We start from the raw sequence: 21415 nt of genomic DNA, 5'->3' as shown, positions 1-21415 counted from the left end.
CAAAAGGGCAATGCATGCGTATGACCCTGGTGCCCCAGACGTGGGGGGCTATGCGACATCAGGGCGTGCGTAGACGTCGCCAATCAATGGCGATCAAGCAGCATTAGCCGATGGGAGGTCGGAACAGCCGGGATACCTGTCGTCGCAGCGGCGGCAACTCAGGCGTAGGTAGGTAGGTGCTCGTCAGGGCGTGCTGGGCGGCAAAGATGACCGGCACACGCCCGGCGAAGAAGGTGAGCACACAGCTGCAGTCGCAGGAGGTGGTGCTGCAGTCGCACTGATGATCGTTCTGATCACCCTGCCCGGCTTGCTTGCCACCGGGACGAATTTTGTTGCAATCGTTACTAATCTTGGCGCGTTCATTGACACGCGCGCCGCCGTGCACCGAGTGGGTGCCATTCACCGCACCTGGGGGAGGAATATGCCGCACGGCCATCCGCGTGGTGGCCTGCGCGCTCAGGATCCCATCCGCGCAGAGCGCGAGGATCAGGAACATACGCAGTAGCACGCGAAGCGAAGGCATGAGCGTGTGGCGAACCCGCAGGTTGTCTATACCACAGCAATAGCACGAGGAAATTCTTAGTGTCAACTGCTTGTGCAGCACAGCATCGAAAGTGGTTGGACTGGTTGTATAGACATGTAATGCTTGGGCCATGGACGAACCCAAGCCGCACTACCAGAAGCTCAAGCATTTCATCCTGCGTCACATCACCAACGGCGACTGGCCCGCGCGCAGTCGCGTCCCCAGCGAGAACGAACTGACGGCCAAGTTCGGCTTGTCTCGCATGACAGTGAATCGAGCGCTGCGCGAGTTGACCGACGCCGGCGTGCTGACCCGAGTGCAAGGCGTGGGCACGTTCGTCGCCGGACCCAAGGCCGAATCGGCGATGTTCGAGGTGCGCAACATTCGCGAAGAGATTCAGTCCCGAGGCCAGACACACTCGGTCCAGGTGTTGATCTGCGAGACGGTCGAGGCACGCTCCAGTGTGACGACCAACTTCGGCCTGACACCGGGCACGGAGCTGTTCCACAGCCGCCTGCTCCACCACAGCGATGATAAGCCCGTGCAGTTGGAGGATCGCTTTGTGCAACCCAGCGTGGCGCCGGATTACCTGGACATCGATTTCCACACCGAGATTCCACATCAGTACTTGATGCGCGTTGCGCCGCTGGAGCGCGCCGAACATGTGATTGAAGCCGAGACGGCCAGCAAGCGTCTGGCAGCGCAACTGAAGATCAACGAAGGCGATCCGTTGCTGGTGCTGACCCGACGTACGTGGTCGCGCGGACAGGTGGCCAGCTTTGTGCGGTTGATTCACCCGGCATCTCGTTACCGCTTTGTGGGCACCTTCCAGGTTGGCGCCCCCCTGACCCCTTGAGGATTTGATGGATACCTTGGAACGCTCCGCTTCCCCTGCGCGCACCGTTCACGCTCCGATCGGCACCCAGCTGCACTGCAAGAGCTGGCTGACTGAAGCGGCCTACCGCATGATCCAGAACAATCTGGACCCCGATGTTGCCGAGCGCCCGGAAGACCTGGTGGTCTACGGCGGCATCGGTCGTGCTGCGCGCGACTGGAAAAGCTTTGACCGCATCTTGGAAACGTTGCGATCACTTGAGAACGATGAGTCGCTGCTTGTCCAGTCGGGCAAGCCCGTCGGCGTTTTCCGCACACACCCCGATGCGCCACGCGTGCTGATCGCAAACTCCAACCTCGTCCCCCATTGGGCGACGTGGGAGCACTTCAACGAGCTCGATAAGAAGGGCTTGATGATGTACGGCCAGATGACGGCCGGCAGTTGGATCTACATCGGCAGCCAGGGCATCGTCCAGGGCACGTACGAGACCTTCGTGGAGTTGGGGCGCCAGCACTACGGTGGCAACTGGCAGAACAAGTGGATCCTTACCGCCGGCTTGGGCGGTATGGGTGGTGCGCAGGCGTTGGCGGCGACCTTGGCCGGGGCCAGCAGCATCGTGATCGAGTGCCAGGAGTCCCGAATCGATTTTCGCATTCGCACGCGCTATGTCGATCACAAGGCAACCTCCATCGAGCAGGCCTTGCAGATCATTGAAAGTAGTCGGGGTCGCCTCAGAAAACGGAAAATAAAGCACGCTAAGCCGGTTGCAACGGTCGTAGCGGCCTGAACTTGCCCGCGCCGATCTTGGCGCTGCTGCGCCAGAGGTAATCGCCGGTCAGGTTGATGTGTTCCCAGCCGAGCGGCGACAGGTATTGCAATAGCGCGTCATCGACAGCATGCCCGTTGCCACGCAACGCATGTGCTGCGCGCTCCAGATAGACCGTGTTCCACAACACGACGGCCGCCGTCACCAGGTTGAGGCCGCTGGCCCGGTAGCGCTGCTGCTCGAAGCTGCGGTCGCGGATTTCGCCCAGACGGTTGAAGAATACGGCGCGGGCCAGCGCGTTGCGCGCTTCGCCCTTGTTCAGTCCAGCGTGGACGCGGCGGCGCAGCTCCACGCTTTGCAACCAGTCCAGGATGAACAGCGTGCGTTCGATGCGCCCCAGCTCGCGCAGGGCGATGGCTAAGCCGTTCTGGCGCGGATAGCTGCCGAGTTTCCGAAGCATCAGCGAGGCTGTCACCGTGCCCTGCTTGATCGAGGTCGCCAGCCGCAGAATTTCATCCCAGTGGGCACGAATAGCCTTGATGTTCAGCCTGTCGCTGCTAATCATCGGTTTGAGCGCGTCATAGGCGGTATCCCCCTTGGGGATGAACAGCTTGGTGTCGCCCAGGTCACGGATGCGCGGCGCAAAGCGGAAGCCCAGGAGATGCATCAGGGCAAAGACGTGATCGGTGAAGCCTGCCGTGTCGGTGTAGTGTTCCTCGATGCGCAGGTCGGACTCGTGGTACAGCAGGCCGTCAAGTACATAGGTCGAGTCGCGCACGCCGACATTGACCACCTTGGTGTGGAACGGCGCGTACTGGTCGGATATATGGGTGTAGAAGGTTCGCCCAGGGCTGCTGCCATATTTCGGGTTGATGTGACCGGTACTCTCGGCCTTGCTCCCGGTTCGGCAGTTCTGGCCGTCCGACGATGACGTGGTGCCGTCGCCCCAGTGTTCGGCGAAGGGATGCCGGAATTGGGCGTTCACCAACTCGGCCAGCGCTGTCGAATAGGTTTCGTCGCGGGTATGCCAGGCTTGTAGCCAGGCGAGCTTGGCGTAGGTCGTGCCGGGGCAGGACTCGGCCATCTTGGTCAGGCCCAGGTTGATCGCGTCGGCCAGGATGGTGGTCAACAGCAGATTTTTGTCCTTGGCCAGATCGCCCGATTTCAGGTGCGTGAAGTGGCGGGTGAAGCCCGTCCACTCATCGACTTCGAGCAGCAGTTCGGTGATCTTGACGTGTGGCAGGATCATGGCTGTCTGGTCGATCAGCGCCTGCGCGGTGTCGGGTACCGCCGCATCCAGCGGCGTGATCTTCAGGCCCGACTCGGTGATGATCGCATTCGGTAGGTCGTTGGCCGCTGCCATGCGGTTGACCGTGGCAAGCTGCGCTTCAAGCAGCGTCAGGCGGTCGTGCAGGTACTGGTCGCAGTCGGTGGCCACGGCCAGCGGCAATGCGCTGGACTGCTTGAGGCTGGCGAACTTCGCGGGCGGCACCAGGTAGTCCTCGAAGTCCTTGAACTGGCGCGATCCCTGCACCCAGATGTCGCCCGAGCGCAGCGAGTTCTTCAGCTCGGACAGCGCGCACAGCTCGTAGTAGCGCCGGTCGATACCCGCGTCAGTCATCACCAGCTTCTGCCAGCGCGGCTTGATGAAGTCGGTCGGGGCATCGGCAGGCACTTTGCGGGCGTTGTCGGTGTTCATGCCACGCAGTACCTCGATGGCATCGAGCACGTTCTTGGCGGCGGGTGCGGCCCGCAGCTTGAGCACGGCAAGGAATTCCGGCGCGTAGCGGCGCAAGGTGGCGTAACTTTCGCCGATGCGGTGCAGGAAATCGAAGTCATCGGGCTGAGCGAGCTTCTGCGCCTCGGTGACGCTTTCGGCGAAGGCATCCCAGGACATGACGGCCTCGATGGCGGCGAACGGATCGCGGCCAGCTTGCTTGGCCTCGATCAGCGCCTGGCCGATGCGCCCGAACAGCCGCACCTTGGCGTTGATCGCCTTGCCGGATGCCTGAAACTGCTGCTGATGCTTGTTCTTGGCGGCGTTGAACAGCTTGCCCAGGATGCGGTCGTGCAAGTCGATGATTTCGTCGGTGACCGTGGCCATGCCCTCGATGGCCAGCGCCACGAGGGTGGCGTAGCGCCGTTGCGGCTCGAACTTGGCTAAGTCGGCGGGCGTCATCTGGCCACCCTCACGGGCGATCTTGAGCAGGCGGTTCTGGTGCACCGACCGCTCGATACCGGAAGGCAGATCGAGCGCCTGCCACGCCTTGAGGCGTTCGATGTGTTCCAGCATGTGCCGCGAGTTCGGTTTAACCGGCGACTGGCGCAGCCAGGCCAGCCAGGTCGTCTTGCCGTTGTCCCGGCGCCTGAGCAGATCGTCGAGGCGGCGGCGATGCGTGTCCGACAGTGGTTCGGCCAAGGCGTCATAGATGCGCCGGTTGGCGCGAGTGATGGCCTCGGCGCTAGCGCGCTCGATGGCGTTGAGCGCGGGCAGGATGATCGACTGTCGCCGCAGATGCTCAACCAAGGTGCTAGCCAGCACGATGCCTTTGTCGGTTTGCATGGCCAGGTCGGTCAGCGTGTGCACGGCCTGCCGGTAGTGGCTCATGGTGAACGGCTGGAAGCCAAACACCGTTTGCAGCTCGACCAGGTGCTCGCGCCGGGTCTGCTCCCGCTGCCCGTAGTCGTCCCAGCTTTCGACGCCGACCTTGAGCTGGTCGGCGACCAGTTTCAGTAGGGGCAAAGACGGCGCCTGATCGACACCAAGGAAGATTCCGGGAAAGCGCAGGTAGCAGAGCTGCACGGCAAAGCCCAAGCGATTCGCAGGCCCGCGCCGCTGGCGGATGATGGAGAGATCGGTATCGCTGAACGTGTAATGTCGAATTAGGTCGTCCTTGGTGTCCGGCAACGCCAACAGGCTTTCCCGCTCGGCGGCGGACAGTATGGAACGACGAGGCATATTTATTGATCCAATTTCAAGTATTGATACAGGGTCTCCCGGCTGACACCAAATTCACGGGCCAGCTTCGCTTTTTGCTCGCCCGCCGTGACGCGCCGTTTCAGTTCAGCAATCTGTTCACCGCTCAGAGACTTCTTTCGGCCTCGGTAGGCTCCGCGTTGCTTAGCGAGCGCGATGCCTTCGCGCTGCCGCTCACGGATCAAGGCCCGCTCGAATTCGGCGAATGCCCCCATGACCGACAGCATCAGGTTCGCCATCGGTGAATCCTCGCCGGTGAAGGTCAGGCTTTCCTTGACGAACTCGATGCGCACGCCGCGCTTGGTCAGCTTTTGTACGAGGCGGCGCAAGTCATCGAGGTTGCGCGCCAAGCGATCCATGCTGTGAACCACCACGGTGTCGCCTTCGCGCACGAAGGCCAGCAGCGAATCAAGCTCGGGCCGCTGGGTGTCCTTGCCCGACGCCTTGTCGGTGAACACCCTGCCGACTTCGACATGCTCCAGTTGCCGCTCCGGGTTCTGGTCGAAGCTGCTGACCCGGACGTAGCCGATGCGTTGACCCTGCAAGATACCTCCAAATACGAAAGTGTCGGGAAGAAATCCATGACCTTTCGCCGCAGGTGTCAAGAAACACAAAAGTTAACTCTATTCTGACGTTGCTGGGTGGCTTCTCCTGACATCAGGATAGGGTATGCCTCAGTCTGACAGTGATGAGTCGCAGGCGTTCGGATCGGCATCGGTTTCGCTCCCGGTCTTGGCGCGCGCCTGGAAGCGCTGATAGCACTCCAGCCCGCAGAAGTGCTCGACGTATTCCGCGCCTTCCGGGGTGAAGGCGGCATCGAGCGGGATTTCCTTGCAGCACACGCAGCAACTGGTGGCAGTCGGATCATTTGCATTCATGGTGGCACCCCTCCATTGACTGACGAAGACGGCGAATGCCGCCGCCGGCATCGGCTTGGCGAACAGGAAGCCTTGTCCTGTGTCGCAGTCCGCTTGTCGCAACAAATCAAGACTCGCCGATGTTTCCACGCCTTCGGCCACTACTTCCATGCCAAGCCCATGCGCAAGCTGAATCACGGTGCGCACGATGGTCTGGTCGCGGTGGTCGTTGGCGAGTCCGGCGACAAACGATTGGTCGATCTTGAGCGTGCTGATGGGGCAGCATTTCAGGTGTTGCAGGCAGGAATAGCCGGTGCCGAAGTCGTCGGCGGCGAAGCGCACACCGATCTGTCGCAAAGCTTCCAGGGCGGGGAAGATCGCCGGATCACCGAACGCAACCGATTCGGTCAGCTCAATTTCAAGATACGCGGCGGGCAACCCGGCATCGGCCAGCACGCCCTTTACCCACTTGTCGAAATCTGGCCCCACTTGGCTCGCCGAAACATTGACGGCCAGCCGGAACGGTTGCCATGCCAGCACCCGCCAGTCGCGCATTTGACGGCAGGCTGCGCCCAGCACCCATGCGCCGATTTCCGGCATCAGGCCGGACGATTCGATCACGGGCAGGAACTGGCCCGGCGGCAACAGTCCGAGCGTCGGATGACGCCAGCGCAACAGGGCTTCCGCGCCGACAATCTGCTCACTGCGCAAATCGACAATCGGCTGGTAGTGCAGCTCAAGCTGCCCGCGCTCGACCGCCTGCGCCAGTTGCGCCACTGTCCATTCAATTGGCTGGGAAGCGCTCATGATCGACCTCTGAAGGCCCGCAGCAGCCGCGTCACAGACAGGACAAACAAGCCGGTCAGCGTGAGGGCTGCAATACCCCAGTGCTCGCCGATGAACGCGCCGGCCGTCGTGCCGGCCAGCACAATGGCGAGAATCGGCAAATGACAGGGACAGGTGAGCACCGCCAGCGCACCCCACAGGTAGCCGGTGAACGGCTTGTGTGTCTCGGTCGGCAAGCGCTCGGGGCTGTTCATGGCAGACTCTCCGCTTGCTGGGCCGGCGCGGTCGGCATCGCGGCCAACTGCACTTCCAGATCGGCCAACGCTTCGCGTCGGCGTTCGACGAACTGACTCAGCACGGCAAGCTGTGCGGCTGTTTCATCGCAGTCCGCCGCATCCAGCGCCCGGCACAACCGCGCCAATGCGTCCAGGCCGATGCCCGCCTCAAAAGCGGCCCGCACAAAGCACAGCCGCTGCAAGGCGGCGTCATCGAACAAGCCGTAGCCGCCCGTGGTGCAGGCGACTGGCCGCAGCAATCCGCGCAGCAGGTAGTCGCGCACGATATGCACGCTCACCCCGGCCTCAAGGGCCAGTCGGGACACTGTGTAGGCGTTCATCGAACACCTCCTTTTCCTTATCCGGCGCAGCAGGACAGTTGCTTCACGTCCTTGCTGAAGGTCTGCGCCTCGAGCTTCAAGCCCTCGACCATCGTTAGGTAGGGGAACAACTGGTCGGCTAGTTCCTGCACCGTCATGCGGTTGCGAATGGCGAGAACAGCCGTCTGGATCAGTTCGCCCGCTTCCGGGGCCACCACCTGTACGCCAATCAGCCGTCCGCTGCCTTCCTCGATGACCAGCTTGATGAAGCCGCGGGTATCGAAGTTGGCGAGCGCACGCGGCACGTTGTCGAGCGTCAGCGTGCGGCTGTCGGTTTCGATGCCATCGTGGTGCGCTTCCGCCTCGCTGTAGCCCACGGTCGCCACTTGCGGGTCGGTGAACACCACGGCCGGCATCGCGGTCAGATTGATGGCGGCGTCGCCGCCGGTCATGTTAATGGCCGCACGAGTGCCGGCCGCTGCCGCCACATAGACGAACTGCGGCTGGTCGGTGCAGTCGCCGGCCGCGTAGATGTTCGGGCTACTGGTGCGCATGCCCTTGTCGATGACGATGGCCCCCTGCGCATTGACGGCTACCCCCGCCGCTTCCAATGCCAGGCTGCGCGTGTTCGGTGTCCGGCCGGTGGCGACCAGCAGCTTGTCGGCGCGCACTTCGCCCTGTCCAGTGGTCAGCACGAATTCGCCGTCCACATGGGCGACTTGGCTGGCTTGCGTATGTTCCAGTACCTTGATTCCTTCGGCACGGAAGGCGGCTGTGACGGCCTCGCCGATGGCAGGGTCTTCGCGGAAGAACAGCGTGCTGCGCGCAAGGATCGTGACCTGGCTACCCAGCCGGGCGAAGGCTTGCGCCAGTTCCAGCGCCACCACCGACGAGCCGATGACGGCCAGGCGTTCGGGAATGGTGTCGCTGACCAAGGCCTCGGTCGAAGTCCAGTAGGGTGACTCTTTCAGGCCCGGAATCGGCGGCATGGCCGGACTGGCACCCGTGGCGACCAGGCAGCGGTCGAACATCACGACGCGCTCACCACCCTCGTTCAAACTAACGATAAGGCTCTGGTCGTCCTTGAAACGCGCTTCACCGTGCAGAACGGTGATGGCTGAATTGCCGTCCAGGATGCCTTCGTACTTGGCATGACGGAGTTCTTCGACACGGGCCTGCTGCTGGGCCAGCAGCCGCTCGCGCAAGATCGTCGGCGGTGTGGGTGGCATGCCGCCGTCGAATGGGCTTTCCCGGCGCAGATGGGCGATGTGGGCGGCGCGGATCATGATCTTGGACGGCACACAACCGACGTTGACGCAGGTGCCGCCGATGGTGCCGCGCTCAATCAGGGTGACCTGCGCGCCTTGCTCGACGGCCTTCAGTGCTGCCGCCATCGCGGCTCCACCGCTGCCGATCACGGCGACTTGCAACGGGCGCTCGCCGCCGCTGCCCTTGTCGGCGGCACCCATCCAGCCGCGCACCTTGTCGAACAGCCCAGTGCGGTTGTCGGTCGGCGGGGCATCGGCGAGCATCGCTTTGTAGCCCAGGCCAGCCACGGCGGCGGTCAGTGCGTCCGGCGCTGTGCCTGGATCAAGGGCGAGCTGGGCCGCGCCCTTGGCATAGGACACTATGGCAGATTGGACGCCGGGTACTTTTTCCAGCGCTTCCTTGACGTGCGCCGCGCACGAGTCGCAGGTCATGCCGGTGATTTTTAGATGGGTCATGCGACAGATCCTTTTTCGTTTGTGGTAGCAGACAAGGGCGTCAGATGTGCTGCGCTGCCGTTTTCAGTGCCTCACTTCTTGACGCTGGACGGATAGCCTGCGTCTTCGGTGGCCTTGGTCAGCTTCTGCACGCTGGTCTTGGCATCATCGAAGGTGACAACCGCTTCGCGTGTCTCGAAGGTCACGTTAACTTTGCTGACGCCTTCGACCTTGGAAATCGCCTTCTTGACGGTGATCGGACAAGCGGAGCAGGTCATGCCCGGGACGGACAGCGTGACGGTCTGGGTGGCGGCCCACACGGGGGCAACAACGGCAGCGATGGCGAGAGAGGGTCTGGGCGGCGGCCACGAGATCGGCTATGCCAGCTACGCCGCACTGCGTGGTCACCTGGGGGCATTCAAGGCTCGCATCGGCATCTTCAACTTCGATGCACACTTTGATCTGCGCGAGCAAGGCAGTGCAAGCTCGGGCACGCCCTTCCTGCAGGCACTGGAGCATGCCCGCAGCACTAGCTCCCCGCTGCAGTATCACTGCATTGGTGTAAGTCGATCCAGCAACACGCCGCGTCTATTCGCCACGGCCAACCGCGAAGGCGCCCATTACCTCACCGATGACGTGCTGTGCACCTGGAATTGGCAAGCACAGGCTGAGATTCTGCGTGCGTGGTGTGATGCGGTTGACGTGATCTACCTGACGCTGTGCCTGGACGTGCTGCCACAGGCGGTGGCCCCGGGCGTGAGCGCCCCCAACCCACGCGGGGTGAGTCTGGAGGTCCTGGAAGCCCTGCTGGATCTGGTCATGGCCTCGGGCAAGGTACGTGTGGTCGACGTGGCGGAACTGTGTCCGCCCCTGGATCCGGATCAGGCCACCGCACGTGTGGCCGCTCGCTTGATCCACCGCATGGTCAGCGCGCAGGCTCAGTGGGGTGATACCGGCTGGCAAAAGGCAGTGAGCTAGCGGGAGCGCTCAGCCAGAAGTTGTTTCATCTGGGCGATCTCCTGTGTCTGCGAGGCGATGATGTCCTGGCAGAGCTTGACCAGCTCGGGATCCTTCAGGCGGTTTTCCTCGCACATCAGAATGGCGCCGGCATGATGGGGAATCATGGAGCGGATGAACTGCCGATCTGTCACCGCGGCCTGCGTGCGGATTCCCCACCAGCAGAACAGCATGAACGCCACGGTCACACCGGCCAGGATCAGATTACGCCGACGATCGGGGTACATGCTGGACATGAGCCAAAGCTCGATCAACAGCATCGGCGCGGCCATCAGGCCCGCCATGTAGAACTGGTTGACGTTGTGATAGACGTTGGCCCACTGATCGACCATGGCATACATCAGGGCGTACATGGCCACGAACGACAAGGCCATCATCAGCAGCAGGCGACCGTAGTGGCCCTGATGCGTCTGACCGGAACTTCCGTGCGAGGCGTGTTGCTCTGAATGCTGCGCGTGCGTGCTTTCGTGCTTATCGTGCGAAGAAGACATGTCGATCTCCGTGGGAATGGCAGAACATCGCCGAATCCCGGGGGCCAAGGAACCAGCCCCCGGGGAGATAGCAGTTACATACCCTTGCCGGCAGCGAATTCCTGCGGGCTCAGCTTGCCGTCCTTGTTGCCATCAAGCATGCCGAAGTGCGGCGCGAGCTTGTGCTTGGCCAGTTCTTCCTTGGACAGCGCGCCATCCTTGTTGGTATCGAGCTTGGTGAAATCGGCATCGGCCGCGGCCGGCTTGTGCTGACCATGCTCCTGCTTCTTGTGGTCCATCGGCTTGTGCTGACCGTGGTCGGTGGTGGGCGTGGTGGTCTGGCCGCCGGCGAAGGCCGCGCCTGCCATCAGAAACAGGGCCATCATCGAGAGGGAGGCATAACGCTTCATTGCAGTACTCCTTGTGGGATATGAGCCATCAGTGACAGGAATGGCCGCGCGCAGGCTCATCGGCGCGGTCAGGGTGGGGGGTGGCAACAACGGTGGAGCCGGACAAACGCAAGGCATTGGTGACCACCGAAACCGAGCTCAGGCTCATGGCCAGGGCCGCCATCATCGGACTGAGCAAAAGGCCGAAGCTGGGATACAGCAGGCCGGCGGCGATAGGCACGCCGATGGCGTTGTAGACGAAGGCGAAGCCCAGGTTCTGCTTCATGTTGGCCACCGTCGAAGACGAGATGGCACGGGCTTGCACGATGCGCCTCAGATCACCCTTGACCAGGGTGAGCTGGGCGCTGGACATGGCCACATCCGTGCCCGTCCCCATCGCGATGCCCACATCGGCTGCCGCCAGGGCCGGCGCATCGTTGATGCCGTCGCCAGCCATGGCCACACGACGACCCTGGGCTTTGAGTTGCTGGACCAGTTCGGCCTTGTCCTGCGGCTTGACGCCGCCACGCACATCCTCGATGCCCAGCGTGCGCCCCACGGCCTCGGCCGTCGCCTGTGCGTCACCGGAGGCCATCACCACGTGCAGGCCATCGGCACGTAGCAGGTTCAAGGCAGGCAAGGTCGTGGCTTTGATGGGATCTGCTACCGCAATGGCGCCGGCCAATCGTCCATTGACCGCCAGGAACATCACGCTGGCACCTTCCTTGCGCAGACGCTCGGCGCTGCTCTGCAAGGGCGCAACATCAGCCCCTACTGATGCCATCAAGCTTTGGTTGCCAAGCACCAGATCCTGATCGGACACGCGCCCGCGAACGCCTTGACCGGTGAGCGAATCAAAATCTTGGGCGGCCACCAGGTTCAAGCCACGTCGCTGGGCTTCAGCCACGATGGCCTCGGCCAAGGGGTGCTCACTGCCCTGCTCCAAGCTGCCGGCCAAACAAAGGATCTGATCGGCGTCGAAGCCGGCGTTGGAGAGCGTGTCGCGAAAGGCTGGACGCCCCTCGGTCAACGTACCGGTCTTGTCCACGATCAACGTGTCGATCAGACGTAGCTGCTCGATCGCCTGAGCATCGCGGAACAGGACCCCGACCTGCGCAGCGCGGCCAGTGGCGACCATGATCGACATGGGGGTAGCCAAACCCAAGGCACACGGGCAAGCAATGATCAGAACCGATACGGCATTGAGGACGGCAAAGGTCCAGGACGGTTCGGGTCCAAACAGACCCCATCCGAAGAACGTGAGCACCGCCGTGGCCAGCACGGCCAGGACAAACCAGTACGCCACCTTGTCCGCCATACGCTGCATCGGCGCGCGGGAGCGCTGGGCTTGGGCTACCAACTGCACAATCTGCGCCAGTACCGTCCCGGATCCGACTTTGTCCGCCCGGATGACTAAGGCGCCCGTCCCGTTGAGCGTGGCGCCTATAACGTGATCACCGACAGCCTTCTCCACCGGAATGGGTTCACCGGTCAGCATCGACTCATCGACACTGGCGCGGCCTTCGATGACTTCCCCATCGACCGGCACCTTCTCGCCCGGTCGTACGCGAAGCAGATCACCCACGTGCACGTGATCCAGCGCAACGTCCTCTTCGCCCCCATCGGGTTTGACGCGGCGAGCCGTCTTGGGCGCCAATCCCAGCAGGGACTTGATGGCCGCCGAGGTTTTGGAACGCGCCCGCAGTTCCAGCAGCTGTCCGAGCAGGGTGAGCGAGACGATGACCGCTGCCGCCTCGAAGTAGACCCCTACCCGTCCATGCTCGCGGAAAGAGTCCGGAAACAGGTCCGGTGCCACGGTGGCCACCACGCTGTAGCCAAACGCGGCGGCCACGCCGATGCCGATCAGCGTCCACATGTTGGGGCTGCGATTGCCGATGGACTGTAGGCAGCGCTCAAAGAAAGGCCACCCCGCCCAGAGCACCACCGGGGCGCTCAGCACGAGCTCAATCCAGGTGCGCGCCTGCGTGGACAAGCCGGGCAGACGGTGTCCCAGCATGGCCAAGACCAGGACGATCAACGTCAAAGGCAACGTCCACCAGAACCTTCGGGTGAAATCGCGTAACTCTGGATTGTCGTCCTCCTCCAGCGAGGGCATCTCCGGCTCCAGCGCCATGCCGCAGATCGGACAGGTGCCGGGACCTGGCTGACGAATCTGCGGATGCATCGGGCAGGTGTAGACCGTGGCGTGGGTACCGCTGGGTTGGGCCACCGCTGCTGGGGCGGTCACTTCAACTTGCTGGGGAGCATCGTCCGTATAGCGGACGGGATTGGTGATGACCCGTCCATCCGCAGCCTCGACAGGGGCTGCGCCTGCAGAATGGTGATGGTCATGGGACGACGGTGAGTTCATGCCGATGCTCGCTTTAGTGGGGATGGACTGCCAAGGCAGTGTGCCATTGCGGGTTACACAGCTATTCGGGGCTGAGCGTCCCGAGCACTGAAACAACAATCAGGATCAAGATGGCCAGCGCGGCCTCAGCCGTAACACTCTGCCGCAAAGCCCGCACCTCCTGCGCGGGATCTCCGCTGGTCAGCGCTCGTTCCAAGCGCGGCACCAGCGTCCATCGGTGCAGCGCTCCCAAACCCAGCATTCCAGCGAACAGGGCCAGTTTGAAAAGCAGCAACTTCCCGTAGGTGCTCTGGAACAGGGCCGAAAACGACCACGCGGTGAGATCCCCGTAGTGCGCGATGCCGGACACGATGAGCGCACCAACGAAGATCGTTCCCAGCGTCGAAAAACCATGCAGAAAGTCATGCGTTGATCGCAGACGCCCGCTGCCGTTCGTCTCTTTGCCGCGCAGCAGCATGGCAAGGAACATCAGGACCGCTGCGATCCAGCCGCCTGCCGCGAGAAGATGGACGATGCCTGCAGCAAGCCGGACCGCGCCTGCCAAGCCCTCGCCAGCGGCGGCGTGGCCGTTCCATGCCAGCGAAGCGAGTGCGCCGCCCGCCAGCATCGCCCCCAGCGGGAAGGCGGTCTCCACCTTCCCGCGGCGACGATGCCATCCGAGCACGAACATCAGGGCGACCAGCAGCGCGCCTCTCGCCATGGCTGCCCGGCCCGCGGACGTCTCGAGCAGATACCAGCCAAGCGATGCGCGATCAACCTCGGCAAGCGGCATTCCCATGATGCCCGCGGTCTTGAAGACGACATCGAGCCCGGTGAGCACGAGACCGGCTACGGCACCCGCCAATAGAACACCCATGAGTGACCACCCGGCCAAGGCGTCGGCGAGTGCCGATCGACGCGACCCGTACCAACCGAAGAGTGGAACCCCGAAAAGAACCATGATGACAAGGTATTCCAAGAATCTCAGTGCATAAGCCGACAGGTCGAACATTCGCGACTCCTCAGCGCACCGTGAAGCTGAAGCTGCCCGGCATGGGGTGGTTGTCACCACCGACGGCGCGGTATTCCACGGTATAGACGCCCGGAGCCAGCGGTCCAGGCAACTTGGCACGCAGGGTCTTGCCGTTGTTGACGATCTCGGTCGTGAAATTCTCGATCGGCATGGTGGAACTGCCGTGCTTCATGAGCAACTTGAGACGCGACGCCCGCGGAATCAATGTCTCGTTGAACACGAGATCGATCTGGCCTGGCGAGGCCACCACCGCATTTGCCGCCGGTGTGGACTGCTGCAGCGCGGCGTGGGCGTGCGCGACCTGCAGCGAAAACTGCCCGGCCGCGATTGCGAGGACGAGCGCGAAGGAGCGAATGACGTTGGACGACTTCATATGGATAAATCCTCATTGGAATGTGATGCAAAGCCCGTTCGGGAGGGGCCGCGCTGTGTTCGATGCGACAAGCGTTAGATGTCGGACTGTCACTGAAACCACGATTTGTCGGATTTTCTTGATACTTCCGCTTTCGCGAGACGAGGATCCCACCGGCTCAGGCGGGATCCTCGACGCATTACGCTGCCATGGCGCTGCAGCTTTCCGCGCAGCGGCGACAAACTTCGGCGCAGCGCGTCATCTCAGGGTCGTTCATGGCGTCGCATGCATCGGCGCACTGGCGGCAGATCTCCGCGCAGGCACCGCAAACCACGTCGTGAACGCTGGCACCGCGCAGCATCGCGTCGGCACTGGTTGCGCAGGTATCGGCACACGTCGCCAACAGGGCGATGTGCTCCGGGGCCGCGTGAACACCTCCTTTGGTCAGGCAGTAGTTGATGGTCTCCAGGCAGATCGCATGGCATTGCGTGCAGTTGTCGATGCACTCGTTCATGGCCTGGGGCCGGTGTGCTGCGGAATGGTGAGTCATGTAGTTCTCCTTCTTCCTCGCGGGCGAGAATCGGCGCGCCCGCAACACCGTCCCCTGTTGCTGCGACGGATCAGTGCTGTGCGAACGGTTCAGTGGTTCCGTCGCGATGGATCAGCTCGACCGTGAACGGCTGCTGGCGTCCCTCCGGGACCTCCATGCCCGGAGAACCAAGCGGCATCCCTGGGAGGACCAGGCCGCGTGCGTTCGGCTTTTCTTCGAGGAGACGCTTGATGTCCGCGGCCGGAACGTGGCCTTCGATGACGTATCCGCCGATCTCGGCCGTGTGGCAGGAGCCCTTTGCATAGGGGACACCCAACCGCTCCTTGACCAGACCCAGGTCATCCATGTCGTGCACATCCACGGTGAATCCCGCCTTCTGCACGTGGTCGATCCAGACACCGCAGCACCCGCAGGTCGGGGTCTTGTGGACGGTCATGCGTGGCAGGGCTGCTGGAGTCGCGTCGGCTGATTGGACGACAACCTGTGCGGAGGGCGAGGTTGTGGGTTGCGCGGATGAAGCATCCTGGGTGCAAGCACCCAGACCAGCCACGGCAAGGACCACAAAAGTCAGACGGTGCAATGTGAGCGTAGTCATTTCAATCTCTCGACTCAGCGCTTGGTCCGCGAGGACCAGTGGATGTGGACGATCCGCCAGCCGTCCGCGGTCTCCTTCAGCACCATCGTCTCGGCGCTCTGGACGGTCAGTGGCTGGCCGTCCTTCTGGGCATGCAACTCTCTTTCGGTTCCGACCCACGCGAACTCGCCAGCGGCTCGTGCGCGCTGACGGAGCAGCTGGCGATGGGCGCCCTTGAGGAACGCCGCATCGCTGACTGCGTGATGGCCCATGTATTCCTCGCGGCTGCGTTCGGCGCCCCCGGACTCGAGGATGAGAACGTCGGCAGCGAGCAGGGCTTCGACCGTGGCCAGATCGCCGCTAGACAGGGCCCTGTTGAAACGCTCCGCTACGGCGACCGCGGCCTCTGCAGTGACTGGGACGTCGACGTCCGCAGATGCCGCGGCAGCGGGGTGATGTGCGTGCGGCTGTGTCGCCTGCGCCATTGCGGGGGACACGACGGCCAGTGCCAGTGCGAGGGTGAACGAGATTGCTGTTGCGTTCATTGCGTGGGCTCCAAGGAGATCAATGGGTGTGCGCATGGCCGTCATCGGCCACGGGCGTGTGTGGTGCAGGGTGCGACTCCACCTTGCCGTCGGGATGGCCGTGGCTCACCAACCCGACTTCCGTGTCGCTGGGTGTCGGGCCGTGGTGATCGTCGTCCACGCCCGGCGGGTGCGCATGCGGCATGGAGTTGTTGCCCGGCTCGAATAAGGCAGGGTGATCCTCGGCCTTTTCGTCGTCATGGTGGCCTTGCGTCTCGCCGCCGCCATGCGAATGGCCCTCGCTGCTGTCGACAAGTTCCTTGTACGCAGTCGCGTCCAGCGTGGGCAACTTCTGCAGGAAGGCCGACATGTTCCATATGAACTCATCGTCCATGCTGCCGCCCCAAGCGGGCATGCCGCTGGCCTTGATGCCGTGCTTGATCACCCAGAACGCCTCAGCTGGAGCGACCGGCTGTTTGCTTAGGTTCGGTGGCGCGGGGTACAGGCCCTTGCTCATCTCGGTGGCCGCCGCGTCTGGTGAAAGATGGCAGGTCACGCACATGGCGTTGTAGTTGCCCGCACCCTGGCGGATACGCTCAGGATCATCAAGGTTCGTGGGTAGCTGAAGCTTGGCGGCGCGCACCTCAATGGAACGCTCGCGCGCCGTTTCAAGTAGCGCATACACCGGGCGACTATGCGGATCGTCGGCGGCCACGTTGTACACGCCCAGAGAGACCGTGGCGGTTGCGACCACCGCAACCAATGCCACGCCGGCACCGAGCCATACCCACATCTTTTTGTTGGATTTCATTGTCAGTTCCCCTTAGAACCAGGTACGAAGGCCGATGACCAAGCGCGTGTCTTCAAAGGACTCGCCATGCTCGCGTCGCATGTCTGCGGTATTGCCAAACGCGCGCTCGTACACCACGCCGATGTAGGGAGCGAACTTTCGGGTGAACTCATAGCGAAGTCGTAGCCCCGCCTCAGCGGCACTCAGACCCGAACCTATCCCGCGCAATGGATCGTTCTTGCCATAGGCGGTGACTTCCACCAGCGGCTGCAAGATCAGCCGGTTGGTTAGCAGCAATTCGTACTCGGCCTCGACATTGGCGGCAGTCTGGCCCCCTTCGCCGAGATAGGCTGTGGCGGACACTTCGAACTTCATCGGCGCCAAGCCCTGTACACCGATAGCGGCGAAGTTCTGCGATGCCCCAGGCTTGAAGTCATGACGCACACCGGCCACCACATCCCACCACGTGGAGATACTGCGGCCGTAAAGCACTTCCAGATCAGCCGACTCGGTCTGACCATCCGTGCGTTCGCCTTCACTGCGGAGCCAGACGCGATTGAGGTCCGTACCGATCCAGCCCTGGCCCTCCCAGCCCAGCCCGGTGCCCGGATCGGCATCCCAGGTTTCCAGGCGATTGAGCAGCACGTAGCTCTTGATCGAGTTGTCATGCACCGGATGCGCGTGTTCCGGCGCGATGGCCGCCTTGCGATCCGCGTCCGTCACCGCGGGAATCGGGGTGCGCGGCTGCGTTGGCGCTGCAGGCCCGTGTCCCATCTGACTGTGGTCCATGCCCTCCATCGATTGCATTCCCGCTTCTGGTGTAGCGGGCGCGGGCGAATCATGGCCCATCTGCGAATGGTCCATCCCCTGCATCGCAGGCGTGGCCGTGCCGGAGGTGTCGGCTGCAGCGGGCTGTGCCATCTGACTGTGATCCATGCCCTGCATCGACTGCGCCTGCGCTGTGGGCGCCGCAGGTGTGCTCGCGGGCGAGCCGTGCCCCATCTGCGAATGGTCCATGCCCTGCATGGCAGGCTCGGCTGCGTTAGCCTGCGGCTCGGCGTGGCCCATCGCCGCATGATCGATCGTCGCTTCGCTCGTCTTGGCCGGTGTTGCAGGCTTTTGGGCTGGCGCAGGTTTTGATGTCGGCGCCTGATGTGCAGAGTGATCCTGAGTCTGGGTCTGCGCGCCCTGCTCCATCTGCATGGAGCCGTGCTGCATAGATTGGGCGCTGGCCGCATTGGCCAGGGCCAGCGAGATAGCCGTCAGCGCAGTCAGGGTGGTATCGCGTCTATTGATGTTCATTCGTCGACCCTCACCGTGCGCATCATTCCGGCTTCCATGTGATAAAGCAGGTGGCAATGGAACGCCCAGCTGCCCAACGCATCGGCACGCACGCGATACGTGCGTCGGCTACCTGGCGGCATATCCACCGTGTGCTTGCGCACCATGAAGTTGCCGTTGTCGTCCTCCACGTCACTCCACATGCCGTGCAAATGGATGGGATGGGTCATCATCGTGTCGTTAACCAATACGATGCGCATACGCTCGCCGTAGTTCAGCCGCAGCGGCTCGACATCGGAAAACTTCTGACCGTTGAAGCCCCAGGAGAATTTCTCCATGTGTCCGGTCAGATGCAGCTCGATCTCGCGACCGGGGTCGCGTCCGTCAGGGTCTTCAAAGGTGCTCTTGAGCATGGAATACGTCAGCACATGACGGCCGTTATCGCGCAGGCCATTGCCCGGATCATCCAAGCGCGAACTCACGCTCATGGCTTGGTTGTCCAACAGGGGATTGTTGGTCTCGCTAGCAGGGTGTGATTGCATGCCCCCGTGCTGCATGCCTGCCATGGCACCATCGCCGGCGGCGGGCATCGCATGGCCTGCATGGGCCGAGGTCGCGTTACCGCTGACAGGTGGGGTCATGCCAGGCATGCCCATGGCCGCACCACAGCCGCCTTCCATGCCCTTGCTGCCGCCAGACATATCCATCGACCCATGATCCATGCCCATGTCTGCCATCGTCAGCAGCGGCCGGGGATCCACAGACGGAACGGGCGCGCGTAATCCTTCGCGCACAGCGAGCGTGCCGCTGATGTAGCCGGTGCGACCGGAGTCTTGGGCAAAGATGGTGAATGCGTCCTGCCCGGAGGGCTCCACGATCACATCGAAGGTTTCTGCTACCGCGATGCGGAACTCGTCGACGGAAACCGGATGGACATACAAGCCATCTGCCGCCACCACGGTCATCTTCAGCCCCGGAATACGCACATCGAAGTACGTCATGGCAGAGCCATTGATGAAACGCAGGCGCACCTTCTCGCCACTGCGGAACAAACCGGTCCAGTTGCCCAGTGAGGTCGTGCCGTTCATCAGGTAGGTGTAGGTGTTGGCGTTGACGTCGGACAGGTCCGTGGGCGTCATCCGCATCACGCCCCACATCTTGCGATCTTCCAACGTGGCCGACAGGCCGTTGCGCTTCACATCGCGCGCAAAATCGCCGACCGTGCGCTTGTAGTAATTGTCATGGCCCGGCATCTTCTTCAAACGATCGAACAGGGCCGTCGGGTCCAGGTCTGTCCAATCGCTCAGCATCACGACGTAGTCGCGATCGAAACTGAAGGGCTCCGGCTCCAATGGGTCGATGACGATCGGGCCATAGAGCCCGGCTTGTTCCTGGAACCCTGAGTGGCTGTGGTACCAGTAGGTTCCGCCCTGATGCAGGGTGAACCGGTAGTGGTAGGTCTCACCACGTCCGATACCGTCAAAGCTCAGACCCGGCACGCCGTCCATGTTGGCCGGCAAAATGATGCCGTGCCAATGGATGGAGGTGTCCGCGCCATGGATGGAGTTAGCGGGCAATGCATTAGAGACGCGCAAGTTGACCGTGGTGCCTTCCCGCCACCGCAGCAACGGCGCCGGAACGGACCCGTTGACCGTGATCGCGGTGCGGGTCTTGCCGGTGAAGTTCATCGGCGTCTCGCCAATGGTCAGGTCAAACTCAGTGCCCGATAGTACGTTGGGTTGTCCCGGCCCCTTGAGCGCCCAACTGGCTTTGGGCCAGAAACCTAATCCTGCGACTGCGCCTCCCAAGGCCAAGCCTTGGACAAATCGCCGCCGCGAAGGCAGCAGCGGTCCACCGCGTGGACCACGAAAATCATCATGCGACATGAAAATGCTCCAAGCGTCGTGTTGCCACCGGCGGGCGGTGGTACAGAGCGGGCGGCTGGCCTAAACAGGCATGCAAGCCACACCAACGGCGCCATTGCGGCGCCTAGGGACGCTTAGCCGATCGGTGGTCGGATCAGATGAGGCAAGGCAGGTGCCGCATGCCCTAGGGGCAGCGGCATGACATCCAGGCCCAAGGCCAGTTGCACCGAAACATGCAGGCGCGCAGGAAGTGCGCTCGCGCAAGCGTGTACGCAGGCGCACCGGCACGCAGAAGACTTGCAACAGTCGGGACCGGCATGGTCGCCATGCCCAGTGCCAGCCTTTTCAATCGATGTGGCATCGGGATGATGCTCAGCACTGTGATGGGCGAAGCAGTCTTCGTCGACTTGCACCGCGGCAGCCACTTCGCTGGCCTGCTCTTCCATGACCGGGTTCATACTGACGGACGCAAACGCCGACCACGCGCCGTTAAGCACGAGCATGGCGATCAAGAACAGTCGCAGTAGAAGTGAGGAGGCTGACACGGGCGACATGGTATATCACTTTAGACAAGGCGCGTGTGTATCGGTCGTGAACAAAATCTCAAGTAAGCCTGAGATGTCGCGACTTGTCAGTCGCACTAGCCGCGGACACTGCAGCTCCCTCCAGAAGCGCCCAAAGGGCGGGTTGAGGCGAAGAGTTGCCCATAGGGCGAGCGCTTGTTCGGTTTACTTCTCGGGCGTGGCCTCGATCAGCTTCACCAACTCGCGCTTCTGCTGCTTGCTTAGCGAGCCCCAGCGCAGGAGCAACTTGGCCAGCAGATCATCGTCGGTGTAAAGGAAGGCGGCGGGGATCCCCAACGCTTGGGCCAACCGCTCAGCAATCTCCAGCATGGGCTCGTGCTTGCCACGCTCGTACTGGTTGATTCGGGGGCTGGCCACGTGAGGATCCAGACCGGCCCGGATGCCCAACTCCTTCTGCGACAAACCCGTGTGCAGGCGGGCTTGTTTGAGGCGTCGAGCGAAGGTCGGTGTTGAGTCGACGGACAAAGTCACGCGCGTACCCCATGGAGACCCCATAAGGATGGCGGATGTACCCTGCCTTGCATACTAAGATATTCTTAGCTTTGAGGCAACCGGCGACACCGGTAGCGCCGCCCCCCCCCCCCAGGAGCCACG

23 protein-coding genes and 1 pseudogene are annotated in these 21415 nt (G+C 62.6%); 3 read left to right on the top strand and 21 right to left on the bottom strand.

All coding sequences use genetic code 11. The annotated features are described in order from the left end of the window. Nucleotides 1–103: 103 nt before the first annotated feature. Nucleotides 104–655 (bottom strand): CopL family metal-binding regulatory protein, encoded by a 552-nt coding sequence (locus tag NMB40_RS08240; RefSeq protein WP_494360679.1) that lies wholly within the window; start codon nt 653–655, stop codon nt 104–106. Here NMB40_RS08240 and hutC point away from each other — a divergent pair. Then, nucleotides 654–1379: a histidine utilization transcriptional repressor HutC gene (hutC, locus tag NMB40_RS08235; RefSeq protein WP_046932594.1), complete on the top strand. Its 726-nt coding sequence runs from the start codon at nt 654–656 to the stop codon at nt 1377–1379. The genes NMB40_RS08240 and hutC overlap by 2 nt on opposite strands. A 7-nt stretch (nt 1380–1386) precedes the next feature. Then, a pseudogene (gene hutU / locus NMB40_RS08230) lies at nt 1387–2079 on the top strand (urocanate hydratase); the annotation flags it as partial. Nucleotides 2080–2113: 34 nt separating this feature from the next. On the opposite strand, the gene NMB40_RS08225 reads toward hutU, so the two are convergent. The 7 genes from NMB40_RS08225 to merP form a co-directional block, all read right to left on the bottom strand. After that, complete coding sequence (locus NMB40_RS08225) at nt 2114–5083, bottom strand: Tn3 family transposase (RefSeq protein WP_494360678.1); 2970 nt, start codon at nt 5081–5083, stop codon at nt 2114–2116. A 2-nt stretch (nt 5084–5085) separates the two neighbouring features. Continuing rightward, nucleotides 5086–5646 carry a recombinase family protein gene (locus NMB40_RS08220; protein WP_003055107.1) on the bottom strand — a complete coding sequence of 187 codons (561 nt, stop codon included), beginning with the start codon at nt 5644–5646 and terminating at the stop codon, nt 5086–5088. Nucleotides 5647–5775: 129 nt separating this feature from the next. Further along, nucleotides 5776–6765 carry a DUF3330 domain-containing protein gene (locus tag NMB40_RS08215; protein ID WP_001276635.1) on the bottom strand — a complete coding sequence of 330 codons (990 nt, stop codon included), beginning with the start codon at nt 6763–6765 and terminating at the stop codon, nt 5776–5778. Beyond that, on the bottom strand, nt 6762–6998 hold the full coding sequence (gene merE / locus NMB40_RS08210; protein WP_003090697.1) for a broad-spectrum mercury transporter MerE: 237 nt from the start codon (nt 6996–6998) through the stop codon (nt 6762–6764). The genes NMB40_RS08215 and merE overlap by 4 nt, the downstream gene beginning before the upstream one ends. Next, the gene (merD, locus tag NMB40_RS08205; RefSeq protein ID WP_003090698.1) at nt 6995–7360 is read right to left on the bottom strand and encodes a mercury resistance co-regulator MerD; all 366 of its coding nucleotides are present in this window, start codon (nt 7358–7360) and stop codon (nt 6995–6997) included. The genes merE and merD overlap by 4 nt, the downstream gene beginning before the upstream one ends. A 17-nt stretch (nt 7361–7377) precedes the next feature. Continuing rightward, a complete protein-coding gene (gene merA, locus NMB40_RS08200) occupies nt 7378–9063 on the bottom strand; it encodes a mercury(II) reductase (RefSeq protein WP_494360677.1) in 1686 nt (561 codons plus the stop codon). Nucleotides 9064–9134: 71 nt separating this feature from the next. Next, entirely contained in the window at nt 9135–9362 is a 228-nt protein-coding gene (merP, locus tag NMB40_RS08195) for a mercury resistance system periplasmic binding protein MerP (RefSeq protein ID WP_000263278.1), read from the bottom strand. On the opposite strand from merP, the gene NMB40_RS08190 reads away from it, so the two are divergent. Next, nucleotides 9319–10020: a formimidoylglutamase gene (locus NMB40_RS08190; RefSeq protein ID WP_494360676.1), complete on the top strand. Its 702-nt coding sequence runs from the start codon at nt 9319–9321 to the stop codon at nt 10018–10020. The two genes, merP and NMB40_RS08190, sit on opposite strands and share 44 nt — an antisense overlap. Here the strand turns inward: NMB40_RS08190 and NMB40_RS08185 are convergent. The 13 genes from NMB40_RS08185 to NMB40_RS08125 all read right to left on the bottom strand — a co-directional run bounded on the left by NMB40_RS08185 (nt 10017) and on the right by NMB40_RS08125 (nt 21316). Continuing rightward, a complete protein-coding gene (locus NMB40_RS08185) occupies nt 10017–10550 on the bottom strand; it encodes a DUF305 domain-containing protein (RefSeq protein ID WP_447896568.1) in 534 nt (177 codons plus the stop codon). The genes NMB40_RS08190 and NMB40_RS08185 overlap by 4 nt on opposite strands. A 74-nt stretch (nt 10551–10624) precedes the next feature. Beyond that, nucleotides 10625–10939 carry a hypothetical protein gene (locus tag NMB40_RS08180; RefSeq protein WP_049395166.1) on the bottom strand — a complete coding sequence of 105 codons (315 nt, stop codon included), beginning with the start codon at nt 10937–10939 and terminating at the stop codon, nt 10625–10627. A 28-nt stretch (nt 10940–10967) separates the two neighbouring features. Then, nucleotides 10968–13103: a copper-transporting P-type ATPase gene (locus tag NMB40_RS08175; protein WP_494361055.1), complete on the bottom strand. Its 2136-nt coding sequence runs from the start codon at nt 13101–13103 to the stop codon at nt 10968–10970. 247 nt (nt 13104–13350) lie between these two features. Continuing rightward, nucleotides 13351–14280 (bottom strand): copper homeostasis membrane protein CopD, encoded by a 930-nt coding sequence (gene copD, locus NMB40_RS08170; protein ID WP_017354978.1) that lies wholly within the window; start codon nt 14278–14280, stop codon nt 13351–13353. A 10-nt stretch (nt 14281–14290) separates the two neighbouring features. Further along, nucleotides 14291–14674, bottom strand: a complete 384-nt coding sequence (copC, locus tag NMB40_RS08165; protein WP_005413416.1) for a copper homeostasis periplasmic binding protein CopC — start codon at nt 14672–14674, stop codon at nt 14291–14293. A 178-nt stretch (nt 14675–14852) separates the two neighbouring features. Continuing rightward, on the bottom strand, nt 14853–15203 hold the full coding sequence (locus NMB40_RS08160; protein WP_012480213.1) for a four-helix bundle copper-binding protein: 351 nt from the start codon (nt 15201–15203) through the stop codon (nt 14853–14855). 70 nt (nt 15204–15273) lie between these two features. Continuing rightward, nucleotides 15274–15798: a DUF411 domain-containing protein gene (locus NMB40_RS08155; RefSeq protein WP_012480214.1), complete on the bottom strand. Its 525-nt coding sequence runs from the start codon at nt 15796–15798 to the stop codon at nt 15274–15276. Nucleotides 15799–15812: 14 nt separating this feature from the next. After that, on the bottom strand, nt 15813–16322 hold the full coding sequence (locus NMB40_RS08150) for a nuclear transport factor 2 family protein (protein WP_494360675.1): 510 nt from the start codon (nt 16320–16322) through the stop codon (nt 15813–15815). Between the two features lie 19 nt (nt 16323–16341). After that, nucleotides 16342–17112, bottom strand: coding sequence for a c-type cytochrome (locus NMB40_RS08145; RefSeq protein WP_012480216.1), 771 nt, complete (start codon nt 17110–17112; stop codon nt 16342–16344). Between the two features lie 12 nt (nt 17113–17124). Then, entirely contained in the window at nt 17125–18393 is a 1269-nt protein-coding gene (locus NMB40_RS08140) for a copper-binding protein CopB (protein WP_005413421.1), read from the bottom strand. Beyond that, complete coding sequence (locus NMB40_RS08135) at nt 18390–20258, bottom strand: copper resistance system multicopper oxidase (protein ID WP_012480217.1); 1869 nt, start codon at nt 20256–20258, stop codon at nt 18390–18392. Before NMB40_RS08135 ends, NMB40_RS08140 begins: the two co-directional genes overlap by 4 nt. Nucleotides 20259–20371: 113 nt before the next feature. Beyond that, nucleotides 20372–20791: a transcriptional regulator CopL gene (gene copL / locus NMB40_RS08130; protein ID WP_012480218.1), complete on the bottom strand. Its 420-nt coding sequence runs from the start codon at nt 20789–20791 to the stop codon at nt 20372–20374. Between the two features lie 174 nt (nt 20792–20965). Beyond that, nucleotides 20966–21316 carry a helix-turn-helix domain-containing protein gene (locus NMB40_RS08125; protein WP_217539422.1) on the bottom strand — a complete coding sequence of 117 codons (351 nt, stop codon included), beginning with the start codon at nt 21314–21316 and terminating at the stop codon, nt 20966–20968. Nucleotides 21317–21415 lie beyond the last annotated feature (99 nt).

It is taken from the genome of Stenotrophomonas sp. FBCC-B152, from assembly GCF_059134105.1.
The sequence above is the reverse complement of the archived record's forward strand: the minus strand, read 5'-3'. Positions and strand labels throughout refer to the sequence as shown.